At 38.0% G+C, this 15,357-nt stretch carries 12 protein-coding genes and 1 pseudogene; 2 read left to right on the top strand and 11 right to left on the bottom strand.

Annotation, left to right across the window (positions count from 1 at the left end; translation table 11 throughout):
- Nucleotides 1-9: 9 nt before the first annotated feature.
- The 8 genes and pseudogenes from AC1M9K_RS09015 to apbC form a co-directional block, all read right to left on the bottom strand.
- On the bottom strand, nt 10-969 hold the full coding sequence (locus tag AC1M9K_RS09015; protein WP_228133288.1) for a DUF6160 family protein: 960 nt from the start codon (nt 967-969) through the stop codon (nt 10-12).
- 32 nt (nt 970-1,001) lie between these two features.
- Nucleotides 1,002-3,470, bottom strand: a complete 2,469-nt coding sequence (locus AC1M9K_RS09010) for a DUF6160 family protein (RefSeq protein ID WP_481589082.1) — start codon at nt 3,468-3,470, stop codon at nt 1,002-1,004.
- A gap of 25 nt (nt 3,471-3,495) precedes the next feature.
- Entirely contained in the window at nt 3,496-4,185 is a 690-nt protein-coding gene (locus AC1M9K_RS09005) for a hypothetical protein (protein ID WP_179999378.1), read from the bottom strand.
- 106 nt (nt 4,186-4,291) lie between these two features.
- Nucleotides 4,292-5,701: pseudogene (locus AC1M9K_RS09000) on the bottom strand (hypothetical protein); the annotation flags it as partial.
- 218 nt (nt 5,702-5,919) lie between these two features.
- Nucleotides 5,920-6,489 carry a dCTP deaminase gene (gene dcd / locus AC1M9K_RS08995; RefSeq protein WP_004694514.1) on the bottom strand — a complete coding sequence of 190 codons (570 nt, stop codon included), beginning with the start codon at nt 6,487-6,489 and terminating at the stop codon, nt 5,920-5,922.
- 114 nt (nt 6,490-6,603) lie between these two features.
- Entirely contained in the window at nt 6,604-7,197 is a 594-nt protein-coding gene (locus AC1M9K_RS08990; protein WP_180028060.1) for a LysE family translocator, read from the bottom strand.
- Between the two features lie 273 nt (nt 7,198-7,470).
- Nucleotides 7,471-7,626, bottom strand: coding sequence for a hypothetical protein (locus AC1M9K_RS08985; protein ID WP_179999384.1), 156 nt, complete (start codon nt 7,624-7,626; stop codon nt 7,471-7,473).
- Nucleotides 7,627-7,769: 143 nt separating this feature from the next.
- On the bottom strand, nt 7,770-9,053 hold the full coding sequence (apbC, locus tag AC1M9K_RS08980) for an iron-sulfur cluster carrier protein ApbC (protein WP_481587283.1): 1,284 nt from the start codon (nt 9,051-9,053) through the stop codon (nt 7,770-7,772).
- A gap of 386 nt (nt 9,054-9,439) precedes the next feature.
- Between apbC and AC1M9K_RS08975 the strand changes: the two genes are divergently transcribed.
- Nucleotides 9,440-9,709: a hypothetical protein gene (locus AC1M9K_RS08975; protein WP_051586621.1), complete on the top strand. Its 270-nt coding sequence runs from the start codon at nt 9,440-9,442 to the stop codon at nt 9,707-9,709.
- A gap of 39 nt (nt 9,710-9,748) precedes the next feature.
- On the opposite strand, the gene AC1M9K_RS08970 is transcribed toward AC1M9K_RS08975, so the two are convergent.
- Both AC1M9K_RS08970 and AC1M9K_RS08965 read right to left on the bottom strand, forming a co-directional pair.
- A complete protein-coding gene (locus AC1M9K_RS08970) occupies nt 9,749-10,099 on the bottom strand; it encodes a hypothetical protein (protein ID WP_481589081.1) in 351 nt (116 codons plus the stop codon).
- 148 nt (nt 10,100-10,247) lie between these two features.
- Nucleotides 10,248-11,054, bottom strand: coding sequence for a hypothetical protein (locus AC1M9K_RS08965; RefSeq protein WP_481589080.1), 807 nt, complete (start codon nt 11,052-11,054; stop codon nt 10,248-10,250).
- A 184-nt stretch (nt 11,055-11,238) separates the two neighbouring features.
- Here AC1M9K_RS08965 and metG point away from each other — a divergent pair, with 184 nt between their 5' ends.
- Nucleotides 11,239-13,299: a methionine--tRNA ligase gene (gene metG, locus AC1M9K_RS08960; protein ID WP_481589079.1), complete on the top strand. Its 2,061-nt coding sequence runs from the start codon at nt 11,239-11,241 to the stop codon at nt 13,297-13,299.
- A gap of 59 nt (nt 13,300-13,358) precedes the next feature.
- Here the strand turns inward: metG and AC1M9K_RS08955 are convergent, their stop codons facing one another.
- Nucleotides 13,359-15,353 (bottom strand): ATP-binding protein, encoded by a 1,995-nt coding sequence (locus AC1M9K_RS08955; protein WP_481589078.1) that lies wholly within the window; start codon nt 15,351-15,353, stop codon nt 13,359-13,361.
- Between the last annotated feature and the right edge of the window lie 4 nt (nt 15,354-15,357).

Below are 15,357 nucleotides of genomic sequence, written 5' to 3'. Positions count from 1 at the left end.
CGGGATTTTTTATAGACCGTTGATGTTCACTTTCAAATCTTTCACAGATGTACCAATAGCCCCAAAGCTCCCCATTGAGCCATTCGCTAAACCATTAAAGACCGTCGGACTACTCGCCCCCTCACGTCCCAACATCACATTGTTGAGACCAACATTCATTTTACTAGATTGTCCTGTATTTCCGATGTAAATACCTGAAGGTGCAACACCTGCATGGAAACCAGATAATGAAAAACCATTGTTTTGATCAGTAGCTTTAGCCTGAAAATCGAATTTTGCAGAAGAATTACCAGATACAAATGCAATAGGACAGCCTGAGCCTGTGCCACAGATTGATTGAATTGCGCCTCCAAACTGGACCATGTAGCCTTGTGGCACATTGCCTAATTGAACATTGATTTGAGGACGTTGGGATTGATTTAATGTAATTTCAAAGTTTCGATCAGTACTGCCTATTTCTAAAATTTTAGCGACGCCAGGCACCAATTGCTTCAGATCATTATAAATCGATTTAGTTTGCGTAGTACCAGACACCTGATTACTGCTGGCGATATAGAGTGCGAATGGACTCAATTTAAACCCAGTAATTTGCTCCGCAAAAGTGATACCTATATTGGCATATGGCGTGCCATTGCCTCCGTCTGTATCAATTTTTGCATTGATTGTAGACGAACCAGGGGTATGACCTAAAAATTGAACCTGAATTGGATTACCAGTTGGACCTGCGACCACTAAGCCAGCAGCTTGTGAATAATTTTTTCCTAATATTGGATCTTTAATTCCGTCTTGATCAATGATCGCAGCCTGTGTGAACTGGATCTTATCCATTCCAATACCAATGCTGATCCCATCTTGACCAGTAGTAGATGAAAGAGACTGATCATCTAATGGTTGCATAGCAAAACACGGGAATCCCACCGCAGTGGTCAAAATAAGCAAACTGAATCGTTTTGTTTTTATCATATTCATGAGTCTATCCCTCAACTTTCCATATTTACTTATTAATTTCGAGGTGTAATGCGCAATTCACTATTCAAGCGACCGCCAGTAATAGCCAATTCGCCTAAACGAGCGCCAGCACCTACAGTTGGAGGATAGAAGTTGATGTCTCTTGCTCTAAAAACACCCGAAGTTGTCTTTTGAGGATTGAACATCAAGGCAGCATTCACACCTAATTGTCCCGCACCATTTTGATCTTTACTAACAACCAATGCATTATTAAATGCAATTTTACCTGTCAAACGGTCTAAACCAAGTGTTGAACCATTATGAGGATCGGTAATTTGCAAGGTGTTATTGTCACCTTTCAATTCTAATTCACCTACAAAAGATAAGTTCTGACCATCTTCAGCAGCATTATTTGGAATTAAAGAAAAATCAACATCACCACCAAGACGTGATTTCACCACAAACATCACATCATCAGCTAAAGCAAAATTGTTATCTGGTGATGAACTTCGCGTAGCACATCCTGCTGCTCCACTATTTAATTTACAGGTTTTATAAATGGTACCTGGCAGATATCCCGCAGCAACTTCTGTTGATAGAACAATCAACATATCGCGCAAGCTGACATTTACACTACCATTTTCTACGCCCATATTTCCTGTACCCTTCGCGTACAGATCAATATTACGTAAACCCATATAGTAATCGGTTGATGTTGCCGTATCTCCACTGCCTACCTTACCTCCATCAACCACTAAAATTGACGTGGTTTTATTACCTAGCGCTTGACCATTAGCTCGGTCTACCCCAGAGGTACTCATTGCAAAAGACAAACCAATTCTTGAGGTATTACCCGTTGTAGCAATCATGTTTTTAACAACATCGGAGCCTGCTAAAGTGTAATAAAAAGCTTGATCTGCACGAACTGATGTTCCATATAGAGCAAGATTGGCATTCAGATTATAAAAAGGCAGTGCCAAACCCCACTCATTTTTAACATTTGTATTCGCAAACAAGTTAGCTGCTGGTGTTCCTGCACTATTGGTAAAACGTCCACGGCGGGAAATAGACTGAAATTCAGCACCACGAATCGCAGCAATCAAGCTGTATGGATTATCACCTGTTACTGCATTATGAATTTGGTGCTGATAATCAGTTGCTAAGGTTAAATAACTTCCATTACCAAAACGACTTTTTTGGAACACTTCGTTTTCAGGTAAGCGCAGTGTTTTTGTATCGGCTAAATTGAGATACACATTACCACTGTCAAAAGATGCTCGAGTATTTGGTCTTAACCCTGTTAAGTTACTAAACTCAAAACCGTATGCATTTAGACCTGCCCCACCAATTTCTAAAGTCGTTGCTTGTCCATCACTTCCGAGCATTGAATCATTGTCTTTGGTAAAGTCAGCTTTCATACGGAATCCGATTCCAGAATCACCAATTACACTATTACTAGATGAAGCTGTTGGACTATTGGCATTTCCTAGAACACTTTCATTGCCTTTTGTACCACGAAATTGCAACGATGAATTGACCATTCGCCCGCTGGCACCTACACGTATGAGACCTTTAGCTCCTTGAGGATTATTCGTATTGCTATTTAAAGCATATGGGTCATTTGAACTCACGTTCTTATTCAACATTACTTCAATATTTAGACCTGAGTTTGTTGTTTCACCCTCAGCACCTGACTTACCATTGCCATAGGTTCCTGTGTTAATAAATCCTGCTTTTTTTGAAGCCGAATTTGCAACACGGTTTAAATCCACATAACCCAAATTATCATTAGGCGTACTACTCATACCGGCAACATTATCTGTCGACCCTGTACGTGTATTCGACTGCATTCTCAATCCCTCAACTTCATCCACAAACATGGCACCACGTGCTTTGAAGTTGAAATTGAAGTTGTTTAAAACAAGTTGGTTGAGTTGGTTTCGTGCGTCAGTCTGCCCTAAATAGATATTGGCATTTTTAATCCCTAGTGCGATTTCGCTAAGATTCTCTTTGCTGAATAATCCGTGAATCGTTCTAAGCGATAAATCAGTATTCGAAGTGGTTTGTAAAGCCAATTGACCCATTGAAAAACTACAACGGCTTGAACTCTCGTTATCACAAATTCTGAGATTATTCATGGTCACTAAAGCAGGTGTCACACTGGCATTGAAGTCTAAACCTGCTTGGTTCGCATTGCTTCCAGCATTAATTTTAATATCTGCCCCTAATGTTTGATTAGTGACATTACTTTTTCGAATAGAGACATTATCTGCTGTTGCCTGCAATGTATTATTGGTTGCTCCACTACTGCCACGACCAGCTTGATCTTGCCAATAGACCTGATCCATGTTGGCTTCAGTCAATGTTGTCGAGATATGCACACCATCTTGACCATTGACATTTCGCAAAGCTTCGTCATGCATCACTTCTAAAGCCATGGCATGACCGCTTGCAAGCAAGATACTCAGGCTTAATGCATTCATAACCAGCAATGAGCTGTGATTATATTTTTTATTGTTCATCACATTTCCTTATGCATGTCTAATTTCAACAACGCTGGTGACTGCCGTCACAACCAAACATCATGACTTTACCCTGAACAGCTAAATTACCATTCATTTTTAAACCCATAAAACCAGTTTCTCGCCCATGGTCATATGCAGAACGAGGAGCGTTAGATGAATCATAACGTGTCACTTGCAGGTAACCATAGTCAGCAGGACTTGTTCCTACACCCTCAGTGGTGGCATTGCTGGTAAATTTATCCTGACCAAAAGCCAAAGCATCAAAACCAAAATTACGAATTTGAATTGGCTTAGATGCATCAAAGCTCAGTTGCATCGCTGCTTTAAGCTGATCAGTACCAGAATCATTTTTATAGCTGAGATCTACACCATCCAAGCCAATCTTTTGAATATTTAGAGTGCCCTGAATCCCTTTAAAAACAAGCCATAATTTAAAACCATCTGTACTACTTGCTTGACCATCTTTGATATAGCGATTATTGACAGCAAGCGCGAGACGACAATATTCCACATCCTTACACAGTGCATCATCAAACACATAACGTTGAACATTATTCTCAGTCACTAACTTTTGGTTTAAAGAAAGTTTTAATGAGAGATCAGCTCCAGCTTGTCCTTCAACATTTTTTAAAGCTTCATCTGACATGGGCTCAAGTGCATAAGTCATTGATGCTATAACACTGAATAGGACAGCGACTAATGAATTTTTCATGAATGCTCTCCTATAATCCTTTTGTGGTGATTTTCATATGCTGAATAAGAACACCATCAATGACCGCAGAACCCATATTTTTAAAATTTGATGCTGGCAATGCGGCATTAGGCGTTTGGGGAATTGGATTGACTGCACCAAAACTTATACCTACTGCATCTGATCCTTTATAAGCACTTAAAGTATTATTCGCAGCGTTATAAGAAGTACTTCCAATAGTGATACTGCTATGTGTTGCATTCGTCCCTTGATAGCCATTCAAACCATTGTTACCACATTTATAAAAGTTACAGGTTGAGCCCGCATATTCTGTCGAGTTTGGATTGCTATAATCTGTGTATATTTTTTTATAAATTTCAGGTTTATTTGGAATACGCGTGAGTTCCAAACTAAAGTTTTTACCATCAGAGCCTAGAATCAAAGGCTGATAGAGTGAACCCAATACGATATTAGCATTCAAATTATGAATAAAGATACCCTCATTGGCATCAAATACTGGTGCCAGAGTATTGTTGATGGCAGGGGTTTGTAAATTAGGAGTGTCTGATGTTTCACGCGTACTCAGTCTAAGAATATTGGCTGTTTTATTCCCCGTCGTCAGATTTTGACCATCACCTGAGTTCAAACGCACAAGTCCAGCAACACCCAAGGTGTTGTTATAAAATGCACTCATGCCTGCTTGGTTACTTGCACCATTTAAAGTTTGAAAGATTTTTATATTACTTCCATTAATGGAAAAATTATTCCAAATGGCCTGTAAACGAAGTCGATTAGCACGATCCGCATTACTCGTTCCTGCTTTTTCACCCAATTGGTAAAGTAGTGGATCCCCTTCTTTACGAGATGGATCAAGAACAAAAGCATCCGCCCACATGGCCATCTTCAATCTGTAAGCATCAAGACCATTGGCTGCATCCGTAGGACGAACTGTGTCCATTAATGGAGCTTCAAGCGTCAAGAATGGAACCTGACAGCTAGGATCATTACTTATACATGTTTTATTTAAATCAAAATTTGGAACCTGATTTTCAGTACCGACTCGAAGTAGCCATGGATTGGTTGCTGTTCCCCATGATCCTATACGTGCATCTTTATCTGTCGCAGCTAAGCGCGTATTGTGATTATTATCAGATTTAGATAATGCGAGACCATACACGAACAAATCAGCCTTACCCACGGAATGATCTTCTGACCCTACTGTTCCATTTTTATTGGTATCCAATGCCGCATCCGTTAAAGGACCCACTGGAATGAGATGAATATATCCGGTATCTTTTTGGCGATTCATTAAATCTGCCGCAGTTGAATTTTCCCCTTGAAAAACAAAATAAGCATCTTGAGGAATCATGGCGACACCCTCACCAGTCGTCGCACTTAAATTTTCATCCGAAAGAGGCTGCAATGCATAGACCGAAACCGTAGTAAGCGTCATTAAACTTGCAAGTAAAGTCTGATTAAATATGTTCGTATAATTAAGTGCCATCTCGACCTTCCCGTATACGATGCCTTGCACCATATTTATATTTTTAATTGTTCAGAGAAGAATTCCATGCTTCTCTTTTAATATTAAGATTACATCACAGTTTATAGTATATAAATGAAGTAGAATTTGCAAAAAATTGCGATTGGGTTGGCATTTTTTCCGATAAATGAATAAATTCAATTTTTCAAATACTTATAAAAAAAGCAAACTCATTGAGTTTGCTTTTTGCATGAAGTCTTACAATTCAATACTTAGGTTTTAGGTAAAGTTACACCTGTTTGACCTTGATATTTTCCACCACGATCTTTATAAGATGTTTCACACACTTCATCAGACTCAAAGAACAACATTTGAGCAACACCTTCACCAGCATAAATACGTGCAGGTAAATTGGTTGTATTTGAAAATTCCAAGGTCACATGACCTTCCCACTCTGGCTCAAGTGGCGTCACGTTTACAATAATACCGCAACGTGCATAGGTTGATTTACCTAAACACACCGTCAAGACATTACGTGGGATACGGAAGTATTCTACTGTACGAGCAAGCGCAAATGAGTTAGGTGGAATAATACACACGTCAGCTTCGATATCGATAAAACTTTTATCATCGAAATTTTTTGGGTCAACAATAGCAGAGTGAACGTTTGTGAACACTTTGAACTCACGCGCACAACGAACATCATAACCATAGCTTGAAACGCCATATGAAATGAGTTTTTGACCATTTTCATCTAAACGAACTTGGTTTTCTGCATACGGTTCAATCATGCCGTGTTTTTCGCTCATTTCGCGAATCCAACGATCAGACTTAATAGCCATTTATTTATTCCCAGAATACATATTCAATTACTGCGCTGTACTTTAACTGAAAACCCCGTCAATGGAAATAACCCACGATTTGTATTCCTGTTCAGTCTGCTGCGGTGAATCATCTTAAAGACTTAACAATGCAGAATAACTCATTGGAATTGAGAAACTCATCAGGACTAAGGATGCTGTTTTTTGCATATTGGACTGGTTTACCCACTTAATTTTATTATTGGCTAACAGCGACCCAATGAGTGTCCAAATAAAAGCGATGGGTAGGATCAATAAAATAAACATCAACATGTGCGCAATATAATAATCTACACTCACCCAAACAATTGCAGGGAAAATAGCCGAGGCAAAAAGCAAAGCTTTAGGATTTAGTAAAGTTGCACAGAATAATTCAGAAGCTTTGATGGTGGGCTGATTCAACTGATGTTCTACGTTGGCAGTGCGCCATAATTTGATGGCCAGATAGATAATATAGAATGAACTAAATAATTTTAATATCACTGGCAAAATTGGCAAATGAGTGGTGACACGACCAATTAAAAATCCCCATGCAGTGATGGCAATAAGATAACCTAATGCTTCCGCGGGTATTAAGCGAAATGACTTTTTAATACCTACCTGTATGCCTGAAGATGCAAGTAAAGTATTGGTTGGTCCGGGTGTGAATAAAATCGTGGTAACCAACGCAATAAAGAGCCATGAAATCATAGGATGACCTCGCTGATAATGCGCTCAGATTAATCAGGATTATTTCAATTGGCAAAATATTATTTGTGTGAAAATTTCTCAAGAATGAAACACAATTTTTTTTTGTAATATTTTTCATCAGGTTAGTTTGTCATTTAAATTATAACTCTGAAGTCACACGATGTAATCGAAACGAAAAACATGATGTACTCTTGCAAAAATGCTTATAGCACGTTCTTCATCGATGAAATTCAGCATCACAGTCCATTCACGCTGTGATGCTGAGTTCAAGCATTAATTTGACTGTTGTTCAGCTTCTTGAACCTGAATATTTAAAGATTTCTTTTGGAATTCTTCAGGATAATCAACATAAGGAATAATGGCAGCAGAAGCTGTCGTTGACAGAATGAGAGAAATCATAACCATCTTCATTGCAGTGATTGAACGCATTTCTATACCCATATAACGTGAAATTTCACAAAATATTTTAGGTAGAAAAATTAGAGTAAATAATCCTAAAACGACGAACGGTCAACAAAAAAACCTGCCTAAGTAAGACTTAGACAGGTTTAACATTGAGTCTTTTCAAATACTTAGAAAATCCGACTTTGATCTCTTTCAGCTTTAGGCAATGCAGCTGCAATCTTCTGTGCAATTTCAATATAACTATCTGCTGCATCATCACCAATCAATACAGATGGTTTACCTTCATCGGCATGCTCTCGGATTTTCGCATTCAATGGTAAACGTCCAAGTAATGGAATATCGTATTGTTCCGATAACTTATCGCCACCTCCAGTACCAAAGATTTGCTCTTCATGGCCACAGTTTGAACAAATATGTGTCGACATATTTTCCACCACGCCCATCACAGGAATTTGAACACGGTTAAACAATTCAATACCTTTGGTCGCATCCATCAATGCGACATTTTGTGGTGTCGTCACGATCACTGCACCGGTCACTGGAATACGTTGTGCCAGAGTTAATTGAATATCCCCTGTTCCTGGTGGCATGTCGATCATTAATACATCAAGATCAGGCCAAAGGGTTTGGTTGAACAGTTGCATCAATGCGCCTGTTGCTTTTGGACCACGCCAAGCCACAGGAGTATTGTGATCTCCTGTCAGATGACCAATTGACAACACCGCCATACCAAAAGCATCCAACGGTACAAAATGTTCTGCCTCGATCATTGGGGTTTTACCGGCATTGCCAAGCATCGTTGGGATACTTGGACCATAGATATCTGCATCCAACACACCTACTTTCAGCCCGAGCTTTTGTAATGCCAGAGCTAAATTTACCGTAGTGGTTGATTTCCCTACACCACCCTTACCTGACGAAACTAAAATCACGTTCTGGATACGTGGATGCTTAGGTACATCACGTTGCTGTGGTGCAGCTTTTTGAATCGGTGCTTCTTCTTGTTGAGGTTGGTAATTCGCATTCGCTTGTTTTACCGCATCTTGGCTTGCAGATGCATCTACAACAGGAGGCAGATTGGATTTTGGGGCTTCTGCTTTTTTGCTTGAACAGCTTTCACCTGCTGCATGGTTGTGCCCACAACCACCTTGTTGTTGAGCATGACTTCCTGTTTTTTGCTGAATGACATGCATATTCAGCTCTTTAATCCCACACTTTTCCAAAGCATCAGCGAGTTCATCGTGAATTTGCTGTAACTGATCTTTTTCACTTGGCACGGTATTAATGGTAATTTGCAGTACATCACCTTCAACATTGACCTGTGTGATTCGATCTTTCAAAAAATTGTCAGAATTCGGCAAAACGTAGTGTTGTAATACGTGTTGTACAGCCTCTTCATTCACCTCCTTTGAGGGTGAAAAAACAGATTTGAGTGAAGAAAGCCACGACATACCGTACTCCAAGTCTGGACAGAAACTGATAAAGGAATAGTTTAACGAGAAATATCAACAAGGTTAAGCAACAATATATTGATCCCCGTTTGATTAGAAATATGTTAGTCGAATTCCAACTAAATTAGTCAGCTTTTTTATTATTTTTATTGGCGTATTGCGAATGCTGTCATTGATACACTCTATAAACTTGATTTCACTGTTAAACGCCTTGATTCATGTTGCAAGTGATTCATGCTTTCAACAAATAGCAACACAATAGCGAATTTTTTAACATTAAAATTGAAAAGAATATAAAACCAAGATAACACTTCGATATGTCTTTAAAACAAAGAAATCTGAAACTTAAATTAAAAACATGCTCAATAACTGCCTTAATGAGCACAATGCTCCTTCTACCAATTTTAGGCTATGCCGCCAATGAATCCCGAAGTTTTCGTACTCCTTCAGGACAAATCATCAGCTTAGGTGACTCTTATGCAAAATTAAGCTCACACATGAAGCAGACGCCGACTTCAACACAACATTATGAATGGAAAGAAGGAAAAAATCGTTTTACGGCTTATAGCTATACCTACGAATTTCATGATCTGATTTACACCTTTACTGTGGTGAATAATGAAATTAGAAAAATCGAATGGATTAGAAAAAATTAAAAAAAAGCTCATCTGATGATGAGCTTTTTTGTGATCAATTTACTTTTTCAGTTGATCAATTTTCTCTGATGCTTTTGCTTTAAGATCCGCAAATTTTTCACTCGCTTGATCTTTCAGTTCATGCAATTTATCTGCTGCTTGCTCTTTTAAATCTACCGCTTTATGTTTTAAATCATCTAAAGTTGAATGCGCTTCAGAAGAATTTTGCTGCGTATCATGTTTAAGATCATTCAGTTTTTTTTCACCTTCAAGCTTGGCTTCTGCTGCACCATGCTTCACTTGATCCAATGCTTTCTCGCCTTTCAGCTCAGCTTCTTTCGCCTTCAATTTCAGATCATCGCCGAGTTCTGAAGCTTTGTTTTTTAAGTCATCAATTTTATTATTCGACATCTTCAATCCTCTTTATCGCTTTGATAGTGAATCTAAGTTATATCGAAGATTTGCAGTGCTCATCGTAAATGTTTCGAATCACTACAATTTCTCACATGATGATGTAGAACAACACTACGCTGTAACTTTTGAGTTTAAAATGATGAATTTAGGAGCGAATACTCGACATAAAGTTCAATGCAGAAAACAACCAAATAAATAAAATAAAGCTTCGTGCTTGTGTGAAATGCTCGACATCCGTGCCATGCAAAATATTATGACGTGTCGCGGTCACATTCGAGCTTGAATCCATTTTATAAGCCGCGAGTTCTGCAAAGTATGGATTAAGCTCAATGGCTATCTTAGATTTATGCCAAAGGCTCTTAATTTCATTGCCTTTCAAACCCGGTACAATTTTATAAACATCGACAAACTTGGTGCCGTTTTGTTTTAAGAATGCTTGTTGAATCAGTACATCTGTCAACAGCCCTTCCAACTGTGCATAGAGTAAAGGCACACAACCTGCATAACAGCCGAGTTTATACATTTTAAAAGCTTCGATAATCACAGGACGACGCAAGGCTTTATTCTGCTCATCGATCTGCATAGCATCGAAAGCGGTCAACACATCTTTTTGAAAAGCTTCAGTGTTAATAACATCAAGTAAGTTAAAACTTTGCACATCTTCATAAGCATGAATTTGTTGCCAAAAGTGCATCAAGTTTAACGCATCATTGGCAACTTTCGAACCGACAGGTTGATCCAACTGATCGGCAAGCACATTAAAATATTCATCTTGCTGGGCAAGTTCACGTAAATGATTGACTAAAAGTGTATGTTCACCTTGCGAGATTTGATCAAGATAATCCTGTGCCTGATTAAGAATTTGCTTACCCAGAGTTGGTAAGCCCTGCACATTCGATTTGATGCGTTTTACAGGTTGCTCATCTTCATAATCATCAAAATCGTCATACATGGTCAAACACTCAGGTGAATAGCAGGATGCCTATTATCCCTGATAAGTCTGTAACAAAGTAGCCTTTCCACGTGCTCTAACTTTGTTAATAAATAAGAATTCATCAAAAGGCTTATGCAAGTCTCGCCTATCTCATGTAAAATTATCGCCCATTGCATAAAATACGAATGAGAGAGTCAGATCCGTGCGTAATATCTTAGTCACTAACGCCCTTCCATACGCCAATGGCCCGATCCATATGGGTCACTTACTCGGTTATATCCAAGCAGATATTTGGGTACGTGCGATGCGTGCAATGGGTCATAACGTGACTTATGTCTGCGCGGACGATGCTCACGGCACAGCAATTATGCTACGTGCTGAAGCCAACGGTATTACTCCTGAACAGCAAATTGCCAATGTACAAAAAGAACATGAGCGTGACTTTGCCGGCTTCAAGGTTGATTTCGATCATTACGATTCAACCAACAGCGCTGAAAACCAAGCTCGCGCTTCTGAGATTTATATTAAGAACCGTGAAGCAGGCAATATTGCGGTGCGCCCTGTAACGCAATTGTTTGACCCTGAAAAAGGCATGTTCTTGTCTGACCGTTTTATTAAAGGCACCTGCCCGAAATGTAAAGCGGAAGATCAATACGGCGACTCATGCGAAGTCTGCGGCACAACCTACAACGCAACTGAATTACTCAATCCAAAATCGACTTTAAGCGGTGCGACTCCTGTTGAGAAATCTTCAGATCACTACTTCTTTAAACTACCGAACTTTGGTGAATACCTACAAAAATGGACACGTGACGAAGGTCGTTTACCTGTATCGATTGCCAACAAGTTAGATGAATGGTTTGAAGCAGGTTTGTCGGATTGGGATATTTCTCGTGATGCTCCTTACTTCGGTTTTGAAATCCCTGATGCTCCAAACAAATACTTCTATGTTTGGGTGGATGCGCCAATCGGCTATATGTCGAGCTTTGAAAATTACATCAAAACTAAACGTCCTGACTTAAGCTTTGATGACTATTGGAAAAAAGATTCTAAAAATGAGGTGTATCACTTCATTGGTAAAGACATCGTGTATTTCCACGCATTGTTCTGGCCTGCAATGCTTGAAGGTGCCAACTACCGTACACCGACAAGCCTATTCGTAAACGGTTTCTTGACTGTAAATGGTCAGAAGATGTCTAAATCTCGTGGTACGTTCATTAAAGCGGAAACGTATTTAGAGCATTTAAACCCTGAATATTTACGTTACTACTTCGCATCTAAACTTTCTGACAAAGTTGAAGATTCTGACTTAAACCTTGATGATTTCGTTCAAAAAGTGAATTCTGACTTGGTGGGTAAAGTCGTGAACATCGCAAGTCGTTGTGCGAAATTCATTAACACGAAATTTGACAATAAATTGTCTGCGACTTGCGCAGAGCCTGAATTGGTTCAAAGCTTTATTGATGCTGGTGATTCAATTGCGCAAGCATACGAATCACGTGAATTCTCAACCGCCATTCGTGAAATCATGGCGCTTGCAGATAAAGCCAACCAATACATCGATGAGAAAAAGCCTTGGGCTTTAGCGAAGATTGAAGGCGAAGAACAACAAGTTCATGATGTGTGTTCAGTGGGTATTAACCTATTCCGTCAATTGGCGGTGTACCTTGCGCCTGTATTGCCAACTTTGGCAGAGCAAGTTCAAGCGTTCTTACAATTAGACAGCTTTAACTTTGAATCTCGCAAGCAAATCTTGGTTGCACATGAAATTGCATTGTTCCAACCATTGATGCAACGTGTAGACCCGAAAGCGGTTGCTGCTATGGTCGATGCATCTAAAGATTCTTTAGCTGTACCTGCTGAAGCACCAAAAGCGGAAAAGAAAAAAGAAAAGAAAGCTACTGAGAAGAAATCTGAGCCTAAAGTGGGTGAAGCTGAAATTATTGGCATCGAAGACTTTATGAAAGTTGACCTTCGTGTAGCTGAAGTTCTTGAAGCGGCTCACGTTGAAGGTTCTGATAAGCTTTTACAACTCACTTTAAATGTCGGTGAAGCTGAGCCACGTAACGTATTTAGCGGTATTCGTGAGTTCTATAAGCCTGAAGATCTTAAAGGCAAATTGGTAGTGATGGTGGCAAACCTTGCACCACGTAAGATGCGTTTTGGTATTTCTAACGGTATGGTACTCGCTGCGGGTAATGGCGATGGTGTTTGGGTGATTTCACCTGAAACTGGTGCGAAACCGGGTGATAAAGTGTCTTAATTTTTAGATTAAGGTAGGAAAAAGCCTCTACGATGTAGGGGCTTTTTAATATGTTATTTTTAACTAGCTAATTGCTTACCCTGTAGATCGTCAACCAACGAAATTTTCGATTCAGCTGATAAATCTTCATATTTAGATTTTAAATTTTCTAGTAAGTAGCTGTTTGACAATTTAAATTCATCGAAGATCGTATACCAATCTTTTACATAACATTTCATTTTCTCAGTTTTGAGTACCAAACCTAATTCACCCTGACTTTTGTTATTCTCTAAGTGTGATTTAATTGAAAAATCATCCTTAGATATTTTTCTTCCTATTAAAATTAGTTCAAAAAATAATTTTCCACTACCAAAGCTAGGATGTTTAGCAATAATTTCGGCATAATCAGTGAGTTGATTTAAATGTTTCTTATTTAAAGAGATACTCGGCTTTTTGATCTCAACAATAACGCATTTATAAATTGGATTTCCCAAAGCATCTAGAGTACTTTTCTTTCTAGCTAGAAATAAATCAACCTGTCTATTAAGCCCCTCTATGACCAAATCATTACGATCATCTAAATCTAAATCTTCTAGATCATAATCATCTATACCTTTGATTTCTTCTTTTAACTTTTTAGCAATTTTGGTAAACGAATCTTCTTCTGCACCTAAGATTTCGTATTGAGCACCAAAAAGCCAAGTATTTGCTTCAATAATTTTTTGTAGATCAGGTGTTTCTAATACTGATTCATAATGGTTATCCATTAGCTCTATAAGCTTATTTACTGCCAACTCTCTTTTTTGTAAGGTTTCAATAGTACTTATAATATTTTCTAAAGTGGTCGATTTTAATTGTTTAGCTAATAAATCAACTTGAGTATCATTTAAATCTAAAACTTCATCTAAAACATCAAATATTGCATCATTCTCTTTAGATACCAAAAGCTTATCCAACATTCTAATAATAATTTTTAGCGGTTTTATAGCAAGTTTTGCAAAGACTTGTGGATCGGCTAAATATATACTTTTAAGTGCATCTTTTGTATTTTTCTTTCGCCATAACGCATAACTGTTATCATATCCAGTATATGATGGGAAATACCCTTTTTCATCATAGCTATCTATTTTTGCATCAACATATTCTCTCAAGTAATCTTCATAAATTTCTTTAAGAAACAAACTCATTTCAGAAGTAATTTTTTTAAGTATTTTTTGTTTTAATTCTGAATTGGGATTCATTTCTAATTCATCTTTATCGTAGGAATCATTCCATACAGATAAAGCATAACAACTTGTATAAAAATCAATCTTATTATTAGCTTTACTAAGTTCGCTAAAAACAATTTTGTGATTAGAGTCTAGTAAGTAATTACAGGATTTTTCATGACTTAGCTTATGGTGCCATCTTATAGCTTTGATCTCAAAGTCAACACCTTCAACCCTAACAGATTTATTAAAACAAGTATTTTCTAAAATTGGGATTTCAATACCATTCAAAAACAATTTTTTATGAGAGTTTATTATTAGAGACCAACTAAATTCTTTTTTTAAACTTTCTATGAATATGTCATCATTAGGAAACTGTGTCTTTGGATATATTGGATTCAATATGACACATGTACCTGACTTTATATTCTTCAATTTTTCATACTGGTTATCATGATTAATAAACTCACCAATATAGTGAGAGATGGTATCAGCAGAAATACAAATTTTTGCACTCTTACCTTTCCACTTTGTAAACCATATCGCATCTTTGGCTAACTTATGAAATGCTAAACGACCTCTACCATGTGAACCATGTAAATCATCATCATATTTTTTATGCGATTCATTAAATTTTTCAAAGCTGTTACACATGTTTTCTAAATCAATCCCATCTCCATCATCCATAATGGAAATTGACTCTAACCCACCTAGTTCATTTCTTATTATATTAATATTTACATTCGTTGCTTTAGCATCAAACCCATTCCATACGTATTCAAAAATTGCTTTATAAGGCTCAGTACTTTTGAAGTGCTTTTTTATCCCCTCATCCGTTATTTGAGCTACTCCCTTAAAACTTTTCATATAT

The sequence above is a fragment of the Acinetobacter sp. 24-47-67 genome (genome assembly GCF_056779735.1).
Note: the sequence above shows the minus strand (reverse complement) of the source record. Positions and strands in the feature narration are given on the sequence as shown.

What these genes read in the sequence shown, in the direction of transcription:
- dcd (WP_004694514.1), bottom strand. Translation starts at nt 6,489, where the DNA reads ATGGCTATTAAGTCTGATCGTTGGATTCGCGAAATGAGCGAAAAACAC.
- AC1M9K_RS08965 (WP_481589080.1), bottom strand. Translation starts at nt 11,054, where the DNA reads ATGTATGACGATTTTGATGATTATGAAGATGAGCAACCTGTAAAACGC.
- apbC (WP_481587283.1), bottom strand. Translation starts at nt 9,053, where the DNA reads ATGTCGTGGCTTTCTTCACTCAAATCTGTTTTTTCACCCTCAAAGGAG.
- AC1M9K_RS08970 (WP_481589081.1), bottom strand. Translation starts at nt 10,099, where the DNA reads ATGTCGAATAATAAAATTGATGACTTAAAAAACAAAGCTTCAGAACTC.
- AC1M9K_RS08990 (WP_180028060.1), bottom strand. Translation starts at nt 7,197, where the DNA reads ATGATTTCATGGCTCTTTATTGCGTTGGTTACCACGATTTTATTCACA.
- AC1M9K_RS09010 (WP_481589082.1), bottom strand. Translation starts at nt 3,470, where the DNA reads ATGAACAATAAAAAATATAATCACAGCTCATTGCTGGTTATGAATGCA.
- AC1M9K_RS08955 (WP_481589078.1), bottom strand. Translation starts at nt 15,353, where the DNA reads ATGAAAAGTTTTAAGGGAGTAGCTCAAATAACGGATGAGGGGATAAAA.
- AC1M9K_RS08985 (WP_179999384.1), bottom strand. Translation starts at nt 7,626, where the DNA reads ATGCGTTCAATCACTGCAATGAAGATGGTTATGATTTCTCTCATTCTG.
- AC1M9K_RS09005 (WP_179999378.1), bottom strand. Translation starts at nt 4,185, where the DNA reads ATGAAAAATTCATTAGTCGCTGTCCTATTCAGTGTTATAGCATCAATG.
- AC1M9K_RS09015 (WP_228133288.1), bottom strand. Translation starts at nt 969, where the DNA reads ATGAATATGATAAAAACAAAACGATTCAGTTTGCTTATTTTGACCACT.
- AC1M9K_RS08975 (WP_051586621.1), top strand. Translation starts at nt 9,440, where the DNA reads ATGCTCCTTCTACCAATTTTAGGCTATGCCGCCAATGAATCCCGAAGT.